Origin of the sequence: Pseudomonas sp. ICMP22404, from assembly GCF_006227205.1 — a bacterium.
In the GTDB taxonomy this organism is placed as follows: Bacteria; Pseudomonadota; Gammaproteobacteria; order Pseudomonadales; family Pseudomonadaceae; genus Aquipseudomonas.
In genome coordinates this window covers 65,631-87,258 of record NZ_VCNG01000019.1, presented here as the reverse complement: position 1 = coordinate 87,258, position 21,628 = coordinate 65,631, and the positions used below count along the sequence as shown (strand labels likewise).

Annotated in this window: 26 protein-coding genes and 1 tRNA gene; 8 read left to right on the top strand and 19 right to left on the bottom strand. The window is 57.8% G+C overall.

Annotated elements, in window-relative coordinates; translation table 11 throughout:
- Complete coding sequence (locus FGE05_RS26065; RefSeq protein WP_139649460.1) at positions 1 to 798, bottom strand: crotonase/enoyl-CoA hydratase family protein; 798 nt, start codon at positions 796 to 798, stop codon at positions 1 to 3.
- Between the two features lie 171 nt (positions 799 to 969).
- On the opposite strand from FGE05_RS26065, the gene FGE05_RS26060 reads away from it, so the two are divergent.
- Positions 970 to 1,524, top strand: a complete 555-nt coding sequence (locus FGE05_RS26060) for a TetR/AcrR family transcriptional regulator (protein WP_139649458.1) — start codon at positions 970 to 972, stop codon at positions 1,522 to 1,524.
- A gap of 17 nt (positions 1,525 to 1,541) precedes the next feature.
- Here FGE05_RS26060 and FGE05_RS26055 read toward each other — a convergent pair whose 3' ends face one another.
- Positions 1,542 to 2,126: a TetR/AcrR family transcriptional regulator gene (locus tag FGE05_RS26055; RefSeq protein WP_139649550.1), complete on the bottom strand. Its 585-nt coding sequence runs from the start codon at positions 2,124 to 2,126 to the stop codon at positions 1,542 to 1,544.
- Between the two features lie 125 nt (positions 2,127 to 2,251).
- Here FGE05_RS26055 and FGE05_RS26050 point away from each other — a divergent pair, with 125 nt between their 5' ends.
- On the top strand, positions 2,252 to 2,638 hold the full coding sequence (locus FGE05_RS26050; RefSeq protein ID WP_139649456.1) for a cupin domain-containing protein: 387 nt from the start codon (positions 2,252 to 2,254) through the stop codon (positions 2,636 to 2,638).
- Between the two features lie 90 nt (positions 2,639 to 2,728).
- Here the strand turns inward: FGE05_RS26050 and FGE05_RS26045 are convergent, their stop codons facing one another.
- The 4 genes from FGE05_RS26045 to FGE05_RS29945 all read right to left on the bottom strand — a co-directional run bounded on the left by FGE05_RS26045 (position 2,729) and on the right by FGE05_RS29945 (position 4,416).
- A complete protein-coding gene (locus tag FGE05_RS26045; protein ID WP_047699184.1) occupies positions 2,729 to 2,956 on the bottom strand; it encodes a hypothetical protein in 228 nt (75 codons plus the stop codon).
- Positions 2,957 to 3,048: 92 nt separating this feature from the next.
- A complete protein-coding gene (locus tag FGE05_RS26040; protein WP_217510164.1) occupies positions 3,049 to 3,549 on the bottom strand; it encodes a nuclear transport factor 2 family protein in 501 nt (166 codons plus the stop codon).
- 134 nt (positions 3,550 to 3,683) lie between these two features.
- Positions 3,684 to 4,169 carry a hypothetical protein gene (locus FGE05_RS26035; protein ID WP_139649454.1) on the bottom strand — a complete coding sequence of 162 codons (486 nt, stop codon included), beginning with the start codon at positions 4,167 to 4,169 and terminating at the stop codon, positions 3,684 to 3,686.
- A 70-nt stretch (positions 4,170 to 4,239) separates the two neighbouring features.
- Entirely contained in the window at positions 4,240 to 4,416 is a 177-nt protein-coding gene (locus FGE05_RS29945; protein WP_175386288.1) for a hypothetical protein, read from the bottom strand.
- 216 nt (positions 4,417 to 4,632) lie between these two features.
- Here FGE05_RS29945 and FGE05_RS26030 point away from each other — a divergent pair, with 216 nt between their 5' ends.
- Positions 4,633 to 5,202 (top strand): hypothetical protein, encoded by a 570-nt coding sequence (locus FGE05_RS26030; protein ID WP_139649452.1) that lies wholly within the window; start codon positions 4,633 to 4,635, stop codon positions 5,200 to 5,202.
- A 69-nt stretch (positions 5,203 to 5,271) separates the two neighbouring features.
- Here FGE05_RS26030 and FGE05_RS26025 read toward each other — a convergent pair whose 3' ends face one another.
- Positions 5,272 to 5,769, bottom strand: a complete 498-nt coding sequence (locus FGE05_RS26025) for an RICIN domain-containing protein (RefSeq protein ID WP_139649450.1) — start codon at positions 5,767 to 5,769, stop codon at positions 5,272 to 5,274.
- A 289-nt stretch (positions 5,770 to 6,058) separates the two neighbouring features.
- Here FGE05_RS26025 and FGE05_RS26020 point away from each other — a divergent pair, with 289 nt between their 5' ends.
- Positions 6,059 to 6,511 carry a phage baseplate assembly protein V gene (locus FGE05_RS26020; protein ID WP_139649448.1) on the top strand — a complete coding sequence of 151 codons (453 nt, stop codon included), beginning with the start codon at positions 6,059 to 6,061 and terminating at the stop codon, positions 6,509 to 6,511.
- On the opposite strand, the gene FGE05_RS26015 is transcribed toward FGE05_RS26020, so the two are convergent.
- Positions 6,503 to 6,592 (bottom strand) — tRNA-Ser (locus FGE05_RS26015). The two genes, FGE05_RS26020 and FGE05_RS26015, sit on opposite strands and share 9 nt — an antisense overlap.
- 306 nt (positions 6,593 to 6,898) lie before the next feature.
- Between FGE05_RS26015 and FGE05_RS26010 the strand changes: the two genes are divergently transcribed.
- The 3 genes from FGE05_RS26010 to FGE05_RS26000 all read left to right on the top strand — a co-directional run bounded on the left by FGE05_RS26010 (position 6,899) and on the right by FGE05_RS26000 (position 9,674).
- Entirely contained in the window at positions 6,899 to 7,588 is a 690-nt protein-coding gene (locus FGE05_RS26010) for a crotonase/enoyl-CoA hydratase family protein (RefSeq protein ID WP_139649446.1), read from the top strand.
- Positions 7,589 to 7,847: 259 nt separating this feature from the next.
- Positions 7,848 to 8,570, top strand: coding sequence for a 1-acylglycerol-3-phosphate O-acyltransferase (locus FGE05_RS26005; RefSeq protein ID WP_139649444.1), 723 nt, complete (start codon positions 7,848 to 7,850; stop codon positions 8,568 to 8,570).
- Positions 8,571 to 8,702: 132 nt separating this feature from the next.
- The gene (locus tag FGE05_RS26000; RefSeq protein ID WP_041020886.1) at positions 8,703 to 9,674 is read left to right on the top strand and encodes a magnesium and cobalt transport protein CorA; all 972 of its coding nucleotides are present in this window, start codon (positions 8,703 to 8,705) and stop codon (positions 9,672 to 9,674) included.
- A 138-nt stretch (positions 9,675 to 9,812) separates the two neighbouring features.
- Here FGE05_RS26000 and FGE05_RS25990 read toward each other — a convergent pair whose 3' ends face one another.
- The 3 genes from FGE05_RS25990 to FGE05_RS25980 all read right to left on the bottom strand — a co-directional run bounded on the left by FGE05_RS25990 (position 9,813) and on the right by FGE05_RS25980 (position 13,991).
- Positions 9,813 to 10,547: an amidotransferase gene (locus FGE05_RS25990; RefSeq protein ID WP_139649440.1), complete on the bottom strand. Its 735-nt coding sequence runs from the start codon at positions 10,545 to 10,547 to the stop codon at positions 9,813 to 9,815.
- Positions 10,548 to 10,628: 81 nt separating this feature from the next.
- On the bottom strand, positions 10,629 to 12,773 hold the full coding sequence (locus FGE05_RS25985; protein ID WP_139649438.1) for a 3-hydroxyacyl-CoA dehydrogenase NAD-binding domain-containing protein: 2,145 nt from the start codon (positions 12,771 to 12,773) through the stop codon (positions 10,629 to 10,631).
- Positions 12,774 to 12,785: 12 nt separating this feature from the next.
- Positions 12,786 to 13,991, bottom strand: coding sequence for an acetyl-CoA C-acetyltransferase (locus tag FGE05_RS25980; RefSeq protein ID WP_139649436.1), 1,206 nt, complete (start codon positions 13,989 to 13,991; stop codon positions 12,786 to 12,788).
- 609 nt (positions 13,992 to 14,600) lie between these two features.
- Here FGE05_RS25980 and FGE05_RS25975 point away from each other — a divergent pair.
- Positions 14,601 to 15,428 (top strand): cytochrome c, encoded by an 828-nt coding sequence (locus FGE05_RS25975; RefSeq protein WP_139649545.1) that lies wholly within the window; start codon positions 14,601 to 14,603, stop codon positions 15,426 to 15,428.
- Positions 15,429 to 15,474: 46 nt separating this feature from the next.
- Here FGE05_RS25975 and FGE05_RS25970 read toward each other — a convergent pair whose 3' ends face one another.
- From FGE05_RS25970 to FGE05_RS25935, 8 genes are all read right to left on the bottom strand, one after another.
- Positions 15,475 to 16,275: a transglutaminase family protein gene (locus FGE05_RS25970; RefSeq protein ID WP_139649434.1), complete on the bottom strand. Its 801-nt coding sequence runs from the start codon at positions 16,273 to 16,275 to the stop codon at positions 15,475 to 15,477.
- Positions 16,272 to 17,222: an alpha-E domain-containing protein gene (locus tag FGE05_RS25965; RefSeq protein WP_139649432.1), complete on the bottom strand. Its 951-nt coding sequence runs from the start codon at positions 17,220 to 17,222 to the stop codon at positions 16,272 to 16,274. The genes FGE05_RS25970 and FGE05_RS25965 overlap by 4 nt, the downstream gene beginning before the upstream one ends.
- A 247-nt stretch (positions 17,223 to 17,469) precedes the next feature.
- Complete coding sequence (locus FGE05_RS25960; RefSeq protein ID WP_041021831.1) at positions 17,470 to 17,811, bottom strand: ribonuclease E inhibitor RraB; 342 nt, start codon at positions 17,809 to 17,811, stop codon at positions 17,470 to 17,472.
- 203 nt (positions 17,812 to 18,014) lie between these two features.
- Positions 18,015 to 18,251, bottom strand: coding sequence for a hypothetical protein (locus tag FGE05_RS25955; RefSeq protein ID WP_139649431.1), 237 nt, complete (start codon positions 18,249 to 18,251; stop codon positions 18,015 to 18,017).
- 147 nt (positions 18,252 to 18,398) lie between these two features.
- Positions 18,399 to 19,007 carry an START domain-containing protein gene (locus tag FGE05_RS25950; RefSeq protein WP_139649429.1) on the bottom strand — a complete coding sequence of 203 codons (609 nt, stop codon included), beginning with the start codon at positions 19,005 to 19,007 and terminating at the stop codon, positions 18,399 to 18,401.
- A 79-nt stretch (positions 19,008 to 19,086) separates the two neighbouring features.
- Positions 19,087 to 19,341, bottom strand: coding sequence for a YkgJ family cysteine cluster protein (locus tag FGE05_RS25945; RefSeq protein WP_139649428.1), 255 nt, complete (start codon positions 19,339 to 19,341; stop codon positions 19,087 to 19,089).
- 144 nt (positions 19,342 to 19,485) lie between these two features.
- A complete protein-coding gene (locus FGE05_RS25940) occupies positions 19,486 to 19,959 on the bottom strand; it encodes a translation initiation factor 2 (protein ID WP_139649426.1) in 474 nt (157 codons plus the stop codon).
- A gap of 72 nt (positions 19,960 to 20,031) precedes the next feature.
- Positions 20,032 to 21,474 carry a PLP-dependent aminotransferase family protein gene (locus FGE05_RS25935; protein ID WP_139649424.1) on the bottom strand — a complete coding sequence of 481 codons (1,443 nt, stop codon included), beginning with the start codon at positions 21,472 to 21,474 and terminating at the stop codon, positions 20,032 to 20,034.
- Between the last annotated feature and the right edge of the window lie 154 nt (positions 21,475 to 21,628).

Below are 21,628 nucleotides of genomic sequence, written 5' to 3'. Positions count from 1 at the left end.
TTAACGGCCTTTGAACACCGGTTCACGCTTTTGCATCATTGCCATGACGCCTTCACGCACGTCTTCGCTCTTGATCAGTGTGAATAGCAGCTCGTTGAGCTTGGAGAGCGCCGCGTCATCACCCTCGTCACGGGCCTGGAAGGCCGATTGCAAGGTGGCCTTGATTGCCAGAGGCGCCGCCCTGGCAATGCGTTCGGCGTATTCGATGGCGCGGGCCAGTGCCTGGCCGGGCTCCACCACTTCCGTCAGCAGGCGCATGCGCAAGGCAGCATCAGCATTGAATTCTTCGCCAGTCAGCATGTAACGCATGGCGTTGGTCCAACCGGCAGCCTGGGTGAAACGCACGGTGGAGCCGCCGGACGGTGAAATACCGCGCAGCACTTCCAGGTGAGCGAAACGCGCGTCACTGGCGGCAATCGCAATATCGGCGTTGAGCAGCAGCTCGATGCCGGCCGTCCAGCAAGTGCCTTGCACCGCAACAACCAGCGGTTTGCTGCGCCGTGGCTTCGATACGCCCCATGGGTCGATGCCTTCATCCGGGTATTTGAAAGCCCCCGAAGCCAGCTTCGGTGTCAGCTCCATCAGATCGAGGCCGGCAGTGAAATGCTCGCCGTGAGCAAATATGACAGCGCAGCGTATCTCACTGTCGCGCTCGTATTCGCCCAAAGCCAAAGCAAGGTCGGTCAACATCGCGCTGTCGAACGCATTGCGCTTGCCGGCCCGATCCAGGCCGATGAGGAACAGATGTCCGCGCCGCTCCCGGGTGACACGACCCGGGCCGCTGTTTGTTTCGCTCATGGAAAATTCTCCTGGCTTCATGAGGGTGAGCCTGAAAGATTCAGGCCTATTTTCATTACTTACCGAGCGTTCGGTTTTTCAAACCTAAACAAACATTCGGTAACCGTCAAATTGAGGGCCCCAGGCTTATGACGTAGAATCAATTTGCATGATTAATGGCAGGAGTAACCTGTGCGCCCACCGAAAATCCCACGCGATGAGCTTCTGCTGCGCTGTGCCAATACCTTCAAGCGCCTCGGCTACCATGGCACCACCATGGATGAGCTGTCGTCCGCGTGCGGTCTGACCAAGGCGTCTTTCTACCACCACTACCCCAACAAGGAAGCGCTGTTGCGGGATGTGCTGGACTGGACCCATGAAGGCTTGAAACAGTCGCTGTTCAGCATTGCCTTCGATGAGGACCTGTCTGCGCAGGAACGCCTCACTCGGATGGGGCGCAAAGCCAAGCGGCTGTTCCAGGAGGATTCGATTGGCTGCCTGATGGGCGTCATCGCGGTCGATGCCACGTATGGAAAGGTGGAGCTCATGGCGCCAATCCGACGCTTCCTGGATGACTGGACCGCGGCGTTTACCGAGCTCTATCGCGCGGCCTATAGCCAGGCCGAAGCACAGAGCCTGGCGCGACAATTGGTGGCCGATTTCGAGGGCGCGATCCTGTTGGCCCGGATCTATGGTGATCCGAGTTATATCGATGCCGTGACCGAGCGTGGTTTACGCCAGCTGTAGCTCGCCAGGGTCAGCGCTTAGAGTTCCCGTTCGAAGCTTAGCTTCAGTTCTTGCCAGATAAGCTCCAGCGGTGTCGAGCTGCGTGCGGCTCGGCACAGGGCCACCGAGCCCTCGATGGAAGCAATCGCCAATAATGCCAGGCTGTGGGCACGCACCTCAGCCACGCCCGCCAATTGCAGTGCCTCGGCGACGATCTCTCGCCATTGCCCGAAAATGGCTTCGGCTCGATCCAGGAGCTGCTGCTGAATCTGGAGTTCCAGTTCAGGTGCAGACTCGCCGCGCTGTTCGGACACGTACTGCTCCACCGACACGGCCAATACCGCACAGCCAGCCTGGAAAGCCGACTCTTCGAGGGTCTTGCGCCATTGCCCAACGAATAGCTCCATGCCTTTCACCGGACCATATTTGCCCAGCAGCAGTGTCAGCGGCTCGCTGACCTCACGACCGGCATAGTCGACCGCGGCTTCAAGCAACTGACGCTTACCACCAGGAAAATGATGAGCGATGGATCCGCGCGGTGTCTGAGAGTGCCGAACCACCTCACGCATGCTCGTCGCAGTCATGCCTTTGCGGCGCAAGAGATCCGCCGCCCCCTCAATCATTCGGTCACGCGTGGAAGAACTCATAAAAAACTATGTCATCCGTCATATTGTGGTGTAGCCTCGATCTCGACTATGCCATCTGTCATAGACGCTATCCAACCCTTTCGGTACGAGGTACAAGAAAAATGACAACTCGCCCCACCCTGCCCAATCCCGTCGACTCCGTAGCCCTCGCATCGCTGGACACTCCCGACGGCTGGCTCGAATACCCATTGGGGAAGGATGTGATCGAAGGCAACCCTGACACCCGGATGAAGCTTCTACGGACTGTCGGTGTAAAAACGCCCTACAAGGCCGTGGCGTTTTTCACTTCGCAACCTTCGAAGTTTGATTGGCGTTTCGACAACGATGAAGCCTTCGTGCTGATCGAAGGCCACATCGCCATTACCCTGGACACCGGTGAACGCTTCGAGATGAAGGCCGGTGATGCGGTGTCCGTTCCGGCAGGTCATACCGGTGTGTGTGAAGTGCTGGAGTTCAGCCGCAAGTTCACGGTGGTGACCAGCGGCTGAGTGGGGCAAACCCATCACCGCCAAGGCATAGTGCAAACGGCTCGTTATTCAACGAGCCGTTTGCACAAGAGCTCCGAATCGCCCTATGCATCAGCGCAGAATCAACACCGCCGCCACTGCTATCACCAGCACCACGCCGAACACCATGCGTGCAATCCACGGCGCGGTCAGCCAGACCCCGGTCACCCCGGCAATCTGCCCGACGTTTTTCTCCGTCAGGCGGAAACTCGGCTCGCGAAAGGGGTTGCCGCATTGAGGACAAGCGTATGCCTTGTCGGAAATACGGGAAGAGCACTCAGGACAATCGATCAGGCTCATTGCGCTACCTCAGGTGGGTTGAACTTAGGCCACTCAACAGACCATTCATCAGTTCTTTTGTTCTGAGTCGAGCTTAGCCGATTGGAGCGATGCTAATGGGCAGGTTGCACACGCAACATGAGATCGTTCAGCACATAGGTATCCAGGAACGCCTTGACCTCGACGACCTGCCCCTCCTTGAACGTCATGTGCCACAGGTAGGTATTGTTATAGGGTTTACGATCCCGAGCGGTGGCGTCCCCTTTCCAGAGCACGACCACCACATCGCCCTCGGCAATAATGCTCTGGACATTGGGAGAAATAGGCGTTGCCAACCGGGCACTGATGGGGCGTACGGCCTGCTCCATCAACTGCGCCTTGCTGTTGTATACCGCTGAAACCGGGCTGGATCCGGCGACGATCCATTTGGCATCAGGCGCCAGCAGATCGAATACCGTACCTTTGCCTTGCTGCCAATTCGTGAAAGCCTCGCGTACCAAGTGCGTATTGGTGCGCTGGGTCGATGTTTGCGCAGCCGAAACAGCACTGATCGACAATGCCAGGCACAGTGCAACAGCCTGAAAACGCAGCGCCAAACTTATCCGTGGGCCCATGATGTTCTCCTGCAGTGAATGAATCTCAGGAGAACCTTAACGGCACGCGCCCGGAAGCTTTTGCTCGATGCTGCTGCGAGCTTGCCTGATGCTGTCCGGCAAACTCGCAGGAACCGAGATCGCTTCGCGGCCTATTACTGAACATATTTGGACAAGGTTGCCTTGAGCGCATCGGAGACGAGCGAAACCAGGATGGGTTGGGCATTGGCTTGCATGTAGCGACCTATTCCGGCTTGGCGTTCTTTCACTTCTGGCGCGTATTGTGAAGCGCGACCTTGCGAAACGAGCGACGACAATTCTTCTTCGGAGAAGGATTTCTCATAGGCTCTGGCAAGGCTTTCATCCCACTTGGGCTGGTATTGCGGCAACAGCGCGTTGATTTCGTCGGATACCGCACTGTTCGCACTGGCGTTACCAAGCTTATCGGCGATCGTCGCGTAGGTGGTCGTGCTCTTTGCCGTCAACAGCGCAAGGGAGGAGAGCTTCTTGCCCAACCCGGTCTGGGCGACCAGTACACGTGCCTCGCTAAGCGAAGCCGCGTCAGCTTGAACGGTGGTCGAACAGGCGATGAATAGTGTCAATGCAATAACTGTCAACGAAATCCCTTTCATTTTTTCCATTTCCAATCAGAGAGCAATGGGTCCTAGAGTAGTTTCATCCCTCAAGCCATGCCACCGGGGGCGCCGCGTATCACTTGGCACTGGATTGCTCGCCCTTGAGCGGCAAGCGCCATAGTTCGTAGCGCTCCTCACCGGGCTTGACCGCCCCAGCGAAGTGCTGGTTCAGGTTGCTCGCCGTGAACACCAGCGCGCCGTCGGTGCGATCGTCGGTGTGTCCGGCCCCAAGCTGGATTGAAGCACGTGCCATAAACGAAACCCAAGCCGTGCCCCATGCTGATGAAAACACGTCAATCAGCAAGGGCCGAGGTCAGGAAGAATGGACATCCGAAGAAGGTTAAGTAAGTGCCATTCATCTCAGTCTATAATTGGAGCCTTCGAGAATCTAATTCCTGCGTCATTTTTTAACAGAACACACCCAAGCAAATAGAATACACCCCAATAAAAGGCCAAGGATTGCGCAGTAATGAATAATAAGGCAAATTATCTCCTCACCGCATTATTGACAACATCAATTTTATTCATGTTCGTCGTATCTCCACTCACTGGCTTTTTCGAACATCGCAGACTCGCTTTAAACCTAGCAATGCTAGGAACATTTGTTTGCTTCATTATTCTGCTCGAACTGAAACAAGACCGAGTATTAAAAGGAATATTCCTTATAGGATTTGGAGTTTTATATCAACTCATCTACCCTAAATACCTTTTTGTCTTTGTAGATAAAACTCAGACACCACAAGACGCTCTCGAGCATTTCGAGGTGGTCGGTCAAGTGATGTTGTTAGCTTGCTCTGGCGCTGGCGGCAGCATTATTGCATTGCATGCTGATAAGTCCTCGAGCGACAACGAATCCGTTATCGCCAACGTCCCGATGACGAGCGTTAACTTAGAGAAAGCGGTGTTAGACAATACGACGCGCATTGAACAACTAATAAAAACAACCGAACAATTACTGAAAAGCGTCAACGCATTGCTTGCAACTGCCCTGGGCATTATGATCATGATGGTACTACTAGCAATAATCATATCAGGTTAAGCAAATTACTGATCAAGCAGCACCAAATGCGGTGCCGCTTGAGATTTATCGTAAACCCATGCCCAATGATTAGCTCGACCAAGGGTATTCCCCTATTCTTACCAGCCTGAATTTTTGGTTTAACGACCCTTTCTTTTCCCAAGGAATGATATCTGTATTAACGGCTGTATTACTCCCCTTCACATCCACCACAATGTTTGAATTATAGCTATTTACTATATAATACAACCCATCACCCGCCTCCTGAAAATGCCAATAACTTCGACTATCACCACCTCCATTAGCTGCCAAGTAACCTGGCCCAAGATACCCAATATATCGAAACTGGTCCGTGGCGTTAACAATACTAAAGGCATTCTGACCTCCTACATTGTATATAATTGCCCAAGTCGATTCGATTTCATTACGATCAGGATACAGCTTCACATTATAATACCCATTGGAATCTGCAGTGAGCGACATATCAACAAGCATTCTGGAATTCAGTGCTGTGTATATTTTGTAGAGTCCAGCTTGAGGGTATAACGGTATCTTTTCAGAATCCGTCGAAACTTCTTCATCTTTCATGATAACTCTCCTTGTCCGCTAGACAATGTAAAACACTCACATACAACTTCCGACAGGAAGCCTCGTAGGCACACGACTCTGAATGACGTGCTATTGGTTAGACTGATCGAATTTCATAATCCGATCCACTGTCAGAGATGACAGATTTATAGACGTTTTATTACTAACTATCAGAACTTTTGGTCCTGTTTCTTCTGAAAGATTCCTGTCTAATTTCAGCGTCTGTAAATTCTATCGACACAAGCTGTTCTAGATGCGAGCCTGATCGTGCAACGTCACCATCGCGCTCATGAACGACCTACCCACCCTCACCCGCCTGATCGAAAACCTCATCCGCTACGGCACCATCGCAGTCGTCCAGATGAAGCCCCCACGTGTACGAGTGAAAACCGGAACCCTAACCACCGCATGGCTCCCCTGGATCGCTTTGCGAGCCGGTGCCGACCGCGAATGGAACCCTCCGACAGAAAACGAACAAGTCATCCTATTCAGTCCCTCCGGCCAACTTGTTAACGGCGTCGTCCTAACCGGTCTATTCAGCGACCACATCCCAGCCAACGCCGACCGCGACTGCTGGCGCTATCACGGCGCAGCCAGTTTTGAGCATGAATATGCCCTCACCTGCGTGGCTTTGAAAACGGTCCTCCAGTCCCATATGGCCTTTTTTCAGACACCAAAAACCACAAACCCCCGACTTTCTCTAGGAAAATCAGGGGTTTGTGTTTGCAGAATGTGGCGGTGAAGGAGAGATTCGAACTCTCGATACAGTTTCCTGTATACACACTTTCCAGGCGTGCTCCTTAAGCCACTCGGACACTTCACCGTGTCTCGGCAAACTGTTCAGTCTGTCGAGGCGCGCTAATGTAGTCGAAAGCCTTTCCGATGGCAAAGGTTTTTTTCAGAATTTTCATGCGGTTAAGGTGTTCCGGCATTTCAAACGCGACGGAACAGGGCAAACCGGCCAATCTCCGGGTTGGCATGTACACCGCTCCACGGATGCAGACACGGCCGACTGGGCGGGACAGACTGTTATTACGGCTCGGAGCTGACCGGTGAGTCAGTCATGACGCTTTACCTGATCCGCGACGGTGGGTAACGTTTGAGCCACTTCTCTTACAAGGAATGCGTCATGAGCGACCTGATTGCCTACCATCTCGAAGACGGTATCGCGACCCTGACCTTGAACAACGGCAAGGTCAATGCCATCTCACCGGACGTCATTGCCGCGTTCAACGCTGCACTGGATCAGGCGACGGAAGATCGGGCAGTCGTGATCATCACCGGGCAACCGGGGATCTTGTCGGGGGGTTATGATTTGAAGGTGATGACGGCCGGCCCCAAGGAAGCGGTAGGCCTGGTCACCGCCGGCTCGACCCTGGCCCGTCGCCTGTTGTCACACCCCTTCCCCGTCGTTGTCGCTTGCCCCGGCCACGCCGTGGCGAAAGGCGCATTCCTGCTGCTTTCGGCAGACTACCGCATCGGTGTGGACGGGCCGTTCAGCATTGGCCTGAACGAAGTGCAGATCGGCATGACCATGCATCACGCCGGTATCGAGCTGGCCCGTGATCGCTTGCGCAAATCCGCGTTTCATCGCTCGGTCATCAATGGCGAGATGTTCAACCCGCAGAGCGCCGTGGACGCTGGCTTCCTCGATAAAGTGGTGGCGGCCCAGGAACTGCGGGATGCGGCGCTGGAAGCGGCGCGTCAGTTGCAGAAAATCAACATGAAGGCGCACAAGAACACCAAGTTGAAAGTGCGCAAGGCATTGCTGGAAGCGCTGGACACGGCGATCCTGCTGGACCAGGAATACCAGGGCTAATCCCTGTTTATCCAGGACACACTTTTGTGGGAGCGAGCCTGCTCGCGATAGCGGTACATCAGCAACGTATCTATTGAATGTACCTTTGCCATCGCGAGCAGGCTCGCTCCCACAAAAGCCGAGGCCCTCTAGCCTGCGGCTCTCCCTCCGTTGAACACATGCGCTCGAACATCGCCCATCTCCTCCCTCTGTAGGGACAATTGCCGAAAACAGTGCACATTCGTACACTGCGCCACCTTTTGTCCCGGTGGGCCTGTAGATGTTGTTCGTACTGCGTATGTCGTTGATGGCTCTGCACTTTCTCGTCGCAGGTGTGCTGGGTATGATCCTCGGGCTGTGCCGGCCCTTCAACCCGGACAACAGCCGTTTATGCGCAAGGTTGTATGCGCGGCCCGCCATGTGGATTCTGGGTCTACGGGTCATGGCCGATGTCGATACGCTGCGGGATAAACCCCAGAGCTGCGTGATCATTGCCAATCACCAATCCAACTATGACCTGTTCGTGTTCGGCAACGTGGTGCCCCACCGCACCGTGTGCATCGGCAAGAAGAGCCTGAAGTGGGTACCGCTGTTCGGGCAGTTGTTCTGGCTGGCGGGTAACGTGTTGATCGACCGGAGCAATGCGATCAAGGCGCGCCGCGCCATACAGACCACGACCCATACGTTGCAGCATGAACAAACCTCCATCTGGGTGTTCCCGGAAGGCACCCGAAATCTTGGCGGGGATTTGCTGCCGTTCAAGAAAGGCGCCTTTCAGATGGCGATCGCCGCCGGGGTGCCGATTGTTCCGGTGTGCGTCAGCCGCTACATCAAGCACATGCGCCTGAACCGTTGGCACAGCGGTGACATTCTCATACAGTCACTGCCGGCGATTCCTACGCAAGGTCTGACCCTGGACGACATGCCCCGCCTCATCGCCCAGTGCCGAGAACAGATGCAGACGTGCATCGCGGCGATGGACAGCCAATTGCAGGCCGGCTGAGCGCAGCCTATACCCACGACGGGTCTTTCTATTGGAGAACTCAGCGGATTTTGCCGACTCTCAAGCAACAGGGCGCGCTAAGCTGCACGGTGCCTGCCACTGCCATTTTCCAATAAGAAGTGAATCACCATCATGGGTAGAGTCGTTGCTGCTGCGGTCTACAGCGCCGGTAAGAAAGTCACCAATATCACCCTCGACGAAGGCAGCGCCTGGGCTGCAAAACCAGGGCATTTTGTGTGGATCGGCCTCGAAGAACCCAGTGTCCAGGAGCTGACCAATCTGCAGCGTCAATTCAACCTGCACGAACTGGCGATTGAAGACGCCATGGAGAAGCACAGCCGTCCCAAGCTTGAGACTTTCGGTGATGCGCTGTTCATCGTCACGTATTCGCCGATACGCAAGGACGGCAAGCTGCAGTTCATCGAAACCCATATCTTCGCCGGCAAGGGCTACATCATCACCGCCCGTAATGGGCATTCGGCCTCCTACGCCCATGTCCGACAACGCTGTGAGGCACGTCCACTCCTGCTAGAGCATGGGGAAGATTTCGTACTCTATGCCATCCTCGATTTCGTGATTGAAAACTATCAGCCGATGGGTGAAGCCATTCATAACGAGATCGATGAACTGGAGCACCATGTGCTGTGCAGTGCCTTGAACGAACGAGACATCCAGAACCTGCACAGCTTGCGTCGCGACGTGCTGCGCCTGCGCCGCTACGCAGCGCCGATGGTGGAAATCAGCGAGGAACTGCAAAAGCTGAACTTCCCTTTTATCGACAAGAACATGCGTCCGTATTTCCGCGATGTGCAGATTCATGTCACGCGGCAGATGGAAGATCTGACGACCCTGGCGGACATAGCCAGCCAGACCATCGAAGTCGGCGTGCTGCTCGAAGCGTCACGCCAGAGCGTGGTGCAGCGCAAGTTCGCAGCATGGGCGGCGATCCTGGCGTTTCCGACGGCGGTGGCCGGGATCTACGGGATGAACTTCCAGGACATGCCGGAACTGAGTTGGCACTACGGCTATTTCACGGTGCTGGGGGTGATTACCGTGGGATGCACCGCGTTATGGGCCAGCTTCAAGCGGTCGGGATGGTTGTAGGCAGGCCTTCTCCCCATTTGCCCCAGGTACACATAACCCTGTGGGAGCGAGCCTGCTCGCGATAGCGGTGGATCAGCCAACAACAGCGCTGACTGGTAAACAGCTATCGCGAGCAGGCTCGCTCCCACATGAAAGTCTTCAGCGCTGGGTCGTTTCTGCCTGGGGTTTGTGCGCGACGAAACGCATCATCCACTCGGCCACGGTCGTGCCGTGATGTTCCTGTTCCAGGCTCGCCACGCCCTGGCTGTAGACCTGCTCGCCAAGGTGTTGCTGGCGCAGCTCCAGCAGTGCACGGGAATAATCGTGGATGAATTCGGGGTGGCCCTGGAAGCACAGCACCTGATCATTGATATGGTAGGCGGCGTAAGGGCAGAAATCGCTGGAGGCGATGACCGTAGCGTTTTCGGGCAACTGAGTGACCTGGTCCTGATGACTGATCAGCAGGGTCAACTCCTCCATCACCGGACTCATCCAGGGGGCCTTGGCCGCGAGCTTGTAGCGGTGGGTGCCAACACCCCAGCCCTGGGTCGCGCGTTCGGTCTTGCCGCCCAGTAACAGCGCCAACAACTGGTGGCCGAAGCAAACGCCCAGCAGTTTGTCGCCACGCTGGTAACGGTCCAGCAGATACTGCTTGAGGGTTTGAATCCAGGGATCGGTACCAAAGGAATCGGCCTTGCTACCGGTCACCAGGTAAGCGTCGAACACCTCATCATCGCTCGGGTATTGCCCCTCCATGACGTTGTACACGACGAAATCGGCCGCGACCGGCTGTTGTGAAAACAGACGCTGGAACATCTGCCCGTAACCCTGATATTGATCGACCAGCTCCGGGCGCAGGATATCGGTTTCGAGAATGCAGATGCGTAGGGACATAAAAAATACCTGACACGGTGATGGGAATATTGCACACCCCAGAGCCTGCCTTGAAACACCCCTCAAGGCAAGCCCCCGCGATCAGAACAAGGCCTGCCTGGCGGCTTTTTCCAGCAACAGGGCCGGCGGCGAAAAACGTTCGCCATACTGCTCGGACAGGTACTGGGCCCGGGCGACGAAGTCCCGTGGGCCATACTGGTTGATGAACTGCAACGCACCGCCGGTCCAGCTCGCGAAGCCGATCCCGAAGATCGAGCCAACGTTGGCATGGGCCGTCGACATGAGCACGCCCTCCTCCACACAACGCACGGTTTCCAGGGCCTGGATAAACAGCAAGCGATCGCGGATGTCCTGGGGCGGAATCTGTCGGTCGGCATCTTCGAAACGACGTTTGAGCTCCGGCCACAAATGTTTTTTTCCGCCGGCTGGGTATTCATAGAAACCGGCCCCGGCAGCTTTGCCCGACCGCTGGTATTCCTTGAGCAACAAGTCAATCACGGCGAACGCCGGGTGCTCAGTCGGCGTTTTCCCTTCTGCTTGAAGGTCCTTCGCGGTTTCGTCACGGATATGGCTGATCAAGCTGAGGGAAACTTCGTCAGACGCCGCCAGAGGCCCGACGGGCATCCCGGCCTTGCGGGCGTCGGTCTCGATCATCGGCGCACTCACCCCTTCACCGAGCATGGCGATGCCCTCATGGATAAAGGCGCCGAATACCCGCGACGTGAAGAAACCGCGACCGTCATTGACCACAATCGGTGTCTTGTTGATCTGCAGGACGAAATCGACACCACGAGCCAGGGTTACCTCGCTGGTGTGGGCACCTTTGACGATCTCCACCAAGGGCATTTTTTCCACCGGGCTGAAGAAATGCAGGCCGATGAACTTCGTCGGGTCCGTAATTGCAGCAGCCAGGCCAGTGATGGGCAACGTCGAGGTGTTGGAGGCAATCACCGCATCCGGTCCCACCACCGCCTGGGCGGCCGCCGACACCTTGGCTTTCAGGGCACGATCCTCGAACACCGCTTCGATGATCAGATCGCAACCGGACAGGTCCGCATCGTTATCGGTGGTATGAACCCGCGCCAGCGTGGTTTCGCGTTGCTGCACGGTGATCTGCTGGCGGGCGACTTGCTTGTCCAGCAGCGCGGCCAAACGGGCCTTGCCCTTTTCAGCTGCGGCCAAGTGGATATCCTTCAGGACCACCTCGATGTCGGCCAGGGCGCTGACGCAGGCAATGCCGGCCCCCATCATGCCAGCGCCAAGCACACCGACTTTTTTGGTCAGATACGGCGCAAACCCTTGTGGGCGCGAGCCTCCGGCCTTGATCTCGTTGAGCTGGAACCAGAAGGTACCGATCAGGTTCTTGGCGATCTGGCCGGTGGCCAGCTCAGTGAAATAGCGGGTTTCGATCAGGTGAGCCGCGTCAAAACCCACCTGTGCACCTTCCACCGCGGCACAAAGGATTTTCTCCGGTGCCGGCAAGCAACCCTGGGTCTTGGCGCGCAGAATCGAAGGGGCAATCGCCAGCGTCTGCATGACGTTCGGATCGGACGGCGTCCCCCCGGGAATCCGATAGCCCTTTACGTCCCAAGGCTGCACCGCGTCCGGGTTGGCGAGAATCCAGGCCCGCGCCTTGGCCAGCAGTTCCTCACGATCGACCGCCAACTCATCGATCAACCCGGCCTGCATCGCTTGTAGAGGGTCAACCCGCTTGCCTTCGAGCAGATACGGCAAGGCCTTCTCCAAACCAAGCAGGCGCACCATCCGGACTAACCCACCGCCGCCCGGCAACAGGCCCAGGGTGACTTCCGGCAGCCCGATCTGCACCGACGGATGATCCAGCGCGATGCGATGATGACAGGCCAGGCAGATCTCCCAGCCACCGCCCAGCGCTGCGCCATTGATGGCAGCCACCACCGGCTTGCCCAGCGTCTCAAGGGCGCGCAACTGCGCCTTGAGCCCCAGGATCATCTCGTAGAAGGCCTTGGCCTCGGACTTGCCGACCGCAACCAGCTCGTTGAGATCGCCGCCGGCGAAAAAGGTCTTCTTGGCCGAGGTGATGATCACGCCGGCGATCGAGTCTCTTTCGGCAACCAGACGGGCAACGCAGACGGCCATGGCCTCACGGTACACCGCGTTCATGGTATTGGCGCTCTGGCCAGGCAGGTCCATGGTCAGGACGACGATCCGGTCGTGGCCGGTTTCGTAACGAATGGCAGCGGTCATTGAGAATGTCCTTCAGAGGCGTTCGATCACAGTGGCAATGCCCATTCCGCCACCCACACACAAGGTCGCCAGGCCATAGCGCAGACGACGCACCTCCAACTCATCGAGCAGGGTGCCGAGAATGGCGCACCCCGTTGCTCCCAAGGGGTGCCCCATGGCGATGGAGCCGCCGTTGACATTGACCCTGGCGGGGTCGATGGCCATGTCCTTGATGAACTTGAGCACCACCGAGGCGAAGGCTTCGTTGACCTCGAACAGGTCGATGTCCTCCACCCGCAACCCGGCCTTGGCCAAGGCTTTGCGCGTGGCCGGTGCCGGACCGGTGAGCATGATGGTCGGATCGGTGCTGGTGACGGCCGTAGCGATGATCCGCGCCCGAGGCCGCAGGCCCAGGGCGCGCCCCTTGGCTTCGGAGCCGATCAGCATCAGCGCCGCACCGTCGACAATCCCGGAGCTGTTGCCGGGTGTGTGCACATGATCGATCCGTTCGACATGGCTGTAGACCCTCAGCGCCGTGGCGTCGAAGCCCATCTGGCCCATGGCTTCGAAACTCGGCTTGAGCCTGCCCAGGCCTTCAAGGGTGGAGTCGACCCGGATGAATTCGTCGTGGTCCAGCAGTACGATGCCGTTCTGATCCCGCACCGCCACCAGGGACCTCTCGAAAGAACCATCAGCCCGGGCCCGCCCGGCTTTTTTCTGGGAGTGCAGCGCATAGGTATCGACGTCTTCGCGGCTGAAACCTTCCAATGTGGCGATCAGGTCGGCACCAATGCCTTGAGGAACGAAGTGCCCCTGCAGGTTGGATTGCGGATCCAACGCCCAGGCGCCGCCGTCGCTGCCCATTGGCACCCGGGACATCGACTCGACCCCACCGGCCACCACCAGGTCCTCGAACCCCGAGCGCACTTTCATGGCGGCCAGGTTCACCGCTTCAAGGCCCGAGGCGCAGAACCGATTGAGCTGGAGACCCGCAACGCTGACATCCCAGCCGGCCACCAGGGCGGCGGTCTTGGCAATGTCGGCCCCTTGTTCGCCTACGGGCGTTACGCAACCGAGCACGACGTCATCGACCTGGCGGGTGTCCAGGTCCATGCGCTGCTGCAAGGCCTGGAGCAACCCTCCCACCAGATTCACCGGCTTGATACTGTACAAGGCGCCGTCCGCCCTGCCCTTGCCACGGGGCGTGCGCAAGGCATCGAAAATCAACGCTTGGGTCATGACATCCTCGAACCACGACGGATAACGCAATGCCTCCAACCATAAGCCCAGCGGTGCCGGATTCAATGACCCGAGTGCTCAACCGCATTGACGACCACGGTCAGACGAACGGTAGCGTGCTATCGGGTTAACCGATTCAGGAACGCAAGCTGTCTAGCTAAAGGACCCGCAAGAAGGTGGCAATAGGCCTCATTCCTTTTTTATAGCAACACGTTTGAACCTGATACGAATTGGATCTAAGCCAAAGCGGCTGCGGCCCCTAATGTAATCCTTGTACAAGAATGTCGTCGGGTTTTGCCGAGGCGCTTGTCAGACAGGAAGTGCAACGCCAGCCATCATGGAGTTATGCAGGCTGGCCTCAGGAAATAACAAAAAAGGCGGGTCAGCCATGTTCAAACATTCGAAAGTTCGTCAAGCCGGACTCATTCTCTTCGCCACCACGCTGCTGTTGATTTTGCCGAATATTCCCAAAATGATCGGCTGAGTATTGCGTGCGGGCGCCTGCATCAACAGTGATGCGGTATCGCCATCCATTGTGTCGCCAAAAAATGTGACGGGTTCGTTGTTCGAGCGGCGTTGGCTGTGCCAACCTTGCGCCACTCTCTCGACATGGAAGGCGATCCATTGAAAGCTCTCATCCTGTTCGGGGCGTTGCTGCTCAGCACGCCCCTGTATGCCGCTCAACTGGTGCTGGAGTTGGGTGCGACTGCGCGTACCTGGCAAACCGAAGAACTGCTCAAGCATCCTGAAGCTCGAACGATCCAGATACCCGACGACGTTTCCTACAAAAAACCGATGAGCTATCGCGCCGTACCGCTGACGTCGCTGCTGACCGGTGTCCAGCCGGATGATCATCTGCAGGCCGTGGCCCTGGACGGTTTCGCCGCCGAAATGTCCGCCGCGCCATTACTCAACAAGAACGGCGCACGCGCCTGGCTGGCCATCGAAGACCCGGCCGCCCCTTGGCCCTCCCTGGGAGAGGGCAAGTCCAGTGCCGGACCTTTCTATCTGGTCTGGACCGATCCTCAAGCGGGCCATATCAGCCCGGAACAGTGGCCGTACGCGGTGGCGAGCATCAAGCGCATGTCAGCCGTGGCCGAGCGCTTCCCCGCCCTGCTGCCGGCGTCCACCCTGTCCAAGGACGATCCGGTCAACAAGGGCTTCGAGCTGTTCCAGAAAAATTGCCTGGCATGCCATCGGCTCAATGGCGCAGGCGACGCACAGTTTGGCCCGGACCTGAACATTCCCTTCAATCCCACGGAATATTTCTCGGGCGACTTCCTCAAGCGCTATATCCGGGATCCGCAGGGACTGCGCCACTGGCCCCAAGGCAGGATGCCGGCGTTTTCAGCGGCCGTGCTGCCAGACCCTGAACTGGATCTGTTGGTGGGGTATCTGAAGCATATGGCCGGGCGTAAACAGCCGTTGGGCCAATAAGACCTTCCCTTGGCGAGGGAGCAAGCTCCCTCGCCACCGTTCCACGTCATTGCTGCTGCACTGTGATCACCGGTGCCGGCGTCGCGGCCACCCTGGCCCGCATCTGCTCACCGCCACCACGACGCAGGCCACGTACCGGGCAAGCATCCAGGTAGTCCAGGCCAACGGCCAGTTTCAGGTGTCGCTCCGGACGAGACAACTGGTGGGTCACGTCGAAGCTGTACCAGGCGTCCTCGAGCCAGGCTTCGGCCCAGGCGTGGCTGGCCAGGTGTTCACTGTCCCCGCTGTACACGTAGCCCGACACATAGCGTGCCGGTATGCCCAGGCTGCGGGCGCAGGCCAGGAATACGTGGGCATGGTCCTGGCACACACCGGTACGGCCGGCGAATGCCTGGGCCGCGCTGGTTTCCACTTCAGTGGAACCGGGGGCGTAGGTCATGTGCTGGTTCACCCCGTGCATCAGGTCGATCAGCGCCGTGCGGTCGCGACGTTGCTTGCATTGCTCCCGAGCGAAGGCGCGGAGCGCCTCGTCTGCCTCGGTCAGCCGGGTGAAGCGCAGGAACGGCAAGGCTGACTGCTCCTCGTGTTCGGCCTCGCGTAGCGGGTCGATGTCCACCTGGCCCCGTGCGCCGATGATGATCGTTTCGTGGGGTTCCTCCAGGGTAAGGACGTGGAGGATGTTGCCGAACGGGTCCAATTGCGCGTGCACCGGCCTCGGCAAATCGAGCTGCCAGCTCAGCACATGCTGGCGTTCGGTGTCGTGGGGCGTCAGGCGCAGGTACTGGATACTGGCGCGAACCTGCTGCTCGTAGTGGTAGGCCGTTTCGTGGCTGATCGAGAGTCTCATATGATCTCCAGGTAGGAACTGTGGATGGCGTCGCCCAGTTCCCGAACCAGCGGGATGAATTCGGTGAGCCAGGCATGCAGGCCACCGTCGAGGATTTCGTTGATACCGGTGTAGCGCAGGCGTGCATCCATTTCCGCCGCCAGACGTTGTGCCAGTCGTCCGTTGGTGCCCGACAGGCTGGCGAGGATCGGGTCGATTTCCTCGGTGCAGGCCCGCAGCGAGCGCGGCACGTCGGCACGCAACAGCAACAACTCGGCCACAGGGCGAGCCCCGGGAGCCTCACGGTAGAGTTGCGTATAGGCCTCGAAGGATGACAAGGCTCGCAACAACGCGCTCCATTGGTAATACGCGTGGGCCGTGCCGTCGCTGACGGTGGCAGCCTGATCGCCAGCCATTTCGTAGCGGGCGTCAAGTAAGCGTAGTGTGTTGTCGGCCCTTTCGATAAACGTTCCCAGACGAATGAACCTGAATGCATCGTTACGCATGATGGTGCCGAAGGTGGCCCCTCGAAACAGGTGGGATCGTTCCTTGATCCACTCACAGAAGCGGCTCAGGCCGTAATGCCCCAGGCCCTGCCCGGCGATGTCGCGAACCTCCAGCCAGGTGGCATTGGTGTTTTCCCACATGTCAGCGGTGATTCGCCCACGCACCGCATGGGCACAGGCCCGCGCGGCGCCCAGGCAACTGTAGATGCTGGCCGGGTTGGCAGCGTCAAGGGCGAAGAAGTTCAGCAGACGCTCGGCGTGCAGGCCGCCGTGCCGTTCCCGGTAATCGTCCAGGGTGCCGGTGATCATCAAAGGCATGGCCAGTTCGTGCAAGCCATCGCCGCGACCATCCTGGGGCATCAATGACAGCGAATAGCTCACATCGAGCATCCGCGCGAGGTTTTCCGCCCGCTCCAGGTAACGCGCCATCCAGTACAGGTTCGAGGCGGTCCGACTCAACATGGCCATCCGTCCTTCAATCCCTCGACCACCCAAGTGTCCCTTTGGTAATACTCCCAAGCATAGTCATGGAAGACAGACATGGCCTCTACTCGACACAACCAGGTACAAAGCCTGTTCGGGATAGATCAGTCAGGTTCATGGCGATGGGTGGCTGTGACGCAGCATCTGTCAGCGCTCGGCTACAGACTGCACACACGAAAACGGCCAACCCGAAGGTCAGCCGTTGTGGTGTGGCAGGGCACGGATATCAGGCCTGGAGACGCCGGATCTCCTGCTTCACCCCCCAACCTTCGATGATGCCGCCCAAGGGCTCCACCACCGCTTCGAAGTCTTGCTCGAAATCTCCAATGTCATCGTAAGTGGCATACATCACCCGGCTCAGTTCCAATGACCAGGCACCGTCGTCCCGTGCGCTGATCTGTGCGTTCAATGACTCACCCCGAAAATGACCCGCCGCCCTGCGCGCCCGCTCCTCGTCCGGGAAAATGGCGTAGAACTCGATAGGATGGAATCGTGAGAAATCGAACCCGCCTTCTTTCATGCGGCGCAACACACTGGTGCTGATGTCTTCTTGATAGGCTGTGCTCATGAAACGTCCTCCTCAGATCGATGGATAGACTTTCCGTCTTCCCACGCGGGCAACCCGTGGATTGCAAGCGATACGGCATCAAATGACCGTCGGGACACAAGCATGTAGCTGACAAGACCGGACCTTGGCGATCCTTTCGCTGATCTCCATTGCAGAGTAGCCTCAAGTGATAGCCACTGCCAAGCGGGGCCAGGCCACGAACTTCATGAAATCGGTGTAATGCTGATGATTTCGATGCTGTGCTGGGATTTGAGATTCTTGACCGTTGGCTCGGCAGTTCGCCCTTCCAGGTCATTGAGGTCCAACTTGGCGGGCACCGGGAGCAATCTTTCACGAATCAACTGTGCCGCCTGCTCCATGGTGGGCTCCTGGTCATAGTCGAACTGCTCGGCGATCGCTTCGCCGTGGTCATCAACGAACGTGATTTCCCACTTGTGCATTAGTGTCTCCTCGATCAAATCATGGCCGGGCTTACCTCTATCTCGACCTTTGGGTGTGAATAATCGTTCCGCTGATTACCTGGACGGCACAAACGAAAAGACCGCCTGGCAGGCGGTCTCCGTGTGGGCATCCATCAAGCCTGACGATTATTTCTCGGCACGTTCCCTCAAGGCCTTCAAGGTGTTGAACGGTGCATCCACCACGAATTTGTTGGCCAGCCAGGACGGTACATCACCACCGGGTTCGGTGTGGACCTGATAGGTCACCTCGATCTGGTCCGCGCCCTTGGGCGTGAATTTCCAGAAGCCATCGACCTGGGCCACTCGCACAAACCCCTTCTCTTCCGGCAGGTAGGTCGGTACACCCTTGAGGTTGCGGGTCAGGCTGCCATCGGCGCCTTCGACGGTGGTGACTTGCAACACCGAATCCCGGGACGTGACCGGCCATGGCGTATTGAACTGGGTGTAGGTCCAGCTCTGGTTGCCTTCGTGCTTGAGCAGCTTCTGGGTTTTGCACTCATGAATCCAGGCACAGGCACCCGGGACATCTTCCTGCAGGGCCCGCAACTTCGTCATGCTGGTTTTCATGACCGTCACGCCGCGGTAGGCCTTGTACTTGGAGCCGGCCACTTCACTAAGAGAAACCTTGATACCGTCCTGCTCCTTGACGACCTGCCAGTCTTCCGCCTGCGCAGTTGCGGTTGCCAAAAATGCACTCAAGCCACACAACACAGCCATACGATGCAGCGAACCCATAGTTTTTTTCCTTATTGTCGAAGTCCGGTCAGTTGAGTTTCGTCATTGGGCTTCACCATCAGCCCAGTCCATTGACCCATTACACCGCAGTGGCCTGCTCCCACCACCCGATCAGCCGGATGGCTTCCTCACGGCTGTTGCCGCAGACCTCAATGTCGGCCGCGAAACCCGAGCACACCGCCGGACGTTCCGGCTGGCCGAAGATCCGGCACAAGTTATCGACCGACAATTGCACACAACGTTCTCCCGCCGGCTTGCCATGGGGCATGCCGGGGATCGACGAACTGATGGAAGGGGCAATGCAACAGGCGCCACAGCCTTCACGGCATTTCATGACGACAACATCCTCACGGGTAATGGCCCAATAACGGAACACAGAGTAGCGGCTTAAACACTCGTTTTAAATTACCGTCTGCGTGTTTTTTCACCCAACGGAAGATGACCGGGCAGTCAGCGTCGAATTGTATTCACCGAAGATTTATCGCTTGAATTCGAAATCCAGGGCCGCACCCTCCACTTCCCGGCGCTCCGAATTACGCAGTGGCAGCTGCATTTCGTTATTCAGCAGGCGGCCATTGAGCTGGAACGGGTCCGGCTTCTGCTCGAACATCGACGGTAGCAACGACTCACGCTTGGGCAGCGGCACCTTCCCGGGTGGTTGCAGCTGCTGAACCATGTCATGGGGCAGGCTCAGATCCAGGTTGGCCGGTGGTAATGGAGTCTTGGCAACCTCATGGGCGGATTTGCTCTTCGAGGCAATAGGGGCCCGTTTCTTCTGCGAGGAAGCCGTTTTTTTAGCGACTTTCTTCTTCGCCGCCGGTGGCTTTTTCGACGCATTTTGGGTGGCGCTGGCGACCGGTTTTTCTTGCACCGAAGCCGCCACGACGCCTGCGGCATGGAAGGCAGTCAGCAGGCCGATCAAAACCCAGGAGGCAGGAGCAATGGCTTTCATAAAGACAACGGCACTTACGGCAGAGAAGTACATGCTCGCCTGATAATCCGACGCTGACAAGCCCGCTGATACCTACAGGAAACCGCTGGCGGTCTCCTGGCACAATTGCGTGGCCAACAGCCCCAATGTCATCAACGCCCGTTCCGCCTCGCGGTTCCAGGGTATGCCGCAGTTCAGGCGAATGCAGTGGTTGAACTGCTCGGTGTTACTGAAGATCAACCCCGGCGCGATACTGATCCCCTGTTGCAACGCCCGGACGTGCAGCTCCTGGGTATTGACCCGCCCCGGCAAGCTGACCCACAGGATGAAGCCACCGGTGGGACGACTCATTTGCGTGCCTTCGGGGAAGTACTGTTGCACCGCCAGCTGGAAGGCACTGAGGTTCTTGCGGTACTCCTGGCGGATATAGCGCAGATGGCGGTCATAGCCGCCATTTTCCAGATAGGCCGCGATGCCCATCTGCGTGACGCTGCACGCCGAGTGTGTACTGAACGTCTGCAGTCGCTGGATCTCCTGCTGGAATTTACCGGCGATCATCCAGCCGATGCGTACGCCCGGCGACAACGTCTTGGAAAAGCTCGAACAGTAGATGACCCGGTCTAGCCGGTCATAGGCCTTGAGTGCCTTGGTCCGCCCCTGCTCGAACATCAACTCGCCGTAGATGTCATCCTCGACCACCTGAATGTCGAAGTCCGAAGCCAGGCGCAACAGTTGCTTCTGCCGCTCCTCAGGCATGGTACCGCCGAGGGGATTGCTCAGCCGCGTGGTCAGCACCAGCGCCTTGATCGACCACTGGTTGGCCGCCAGTTGCAGGGCCTCCAGGCTCATGCCGGTCACCGGGTCGCTGGGGATCTCGATGACCTTGAGGCCCAACAGATCCGCCAGTTGCAGCAAACCATAGTAAGTGGGCGATTCGGCGGCAATCAGATCCCCCGGCCGGGTCAGTACCCGCAGGGACATTTGCAGCGCATCGACACAACCGTGGGTAATCACCACTTCGGAAGGGTCCACCACGACACCGGCATCGCGCATGCGAATCGCCACCTGACGACGCAACGGTTCGAAGCCGGGGCTGAACATGTAGCTGAACGCCCGCGGGCTGTGGAAGCGCGTGACCTTGGCCAACTGCTGATGCAGTGCCCGTACAGGCAGGTAATCCACACTCGGCACCGCCGCGCCCAACGGAAATACCCCTTCGCGACGGGACTCGACCAATACCTGTTGGATGATACTGCTGCGAGTCACCAACCCCGGACGCTCTACCCGGGCGATATCCGGAGTCGGCGCCGTAAGCGCCGGCGTCTGGTGCACGTAGTAACCCGATTGCGGCCGCGCACGAATCAGCCCCTGGTCCTCAAGGTTGGCATAGGCCTGCAACACCGTCGCGTGACTGACGTTGAGCTGCGAACTCATCTTGCGCACCGACGGCACGCGTTCACCGGGCTGATACACACCCCGGCGGATGTCTTCGGCCAGTTGCTGAGCAATACGTTGGTAGAGCAGGAGGTTGGTCATGACGCAGCACTCGATTTCACGGGCATGTTGTTCTTGTAGGAAACGATACCGGAACAGTTTAGAAGTGTACGGGGACAGTTGCCAGATTACTCGACCGTACAGTGCAGTGACAGCCCCAACTGTGTGCGAATGTGCGAACTACAAGCACAAAAAA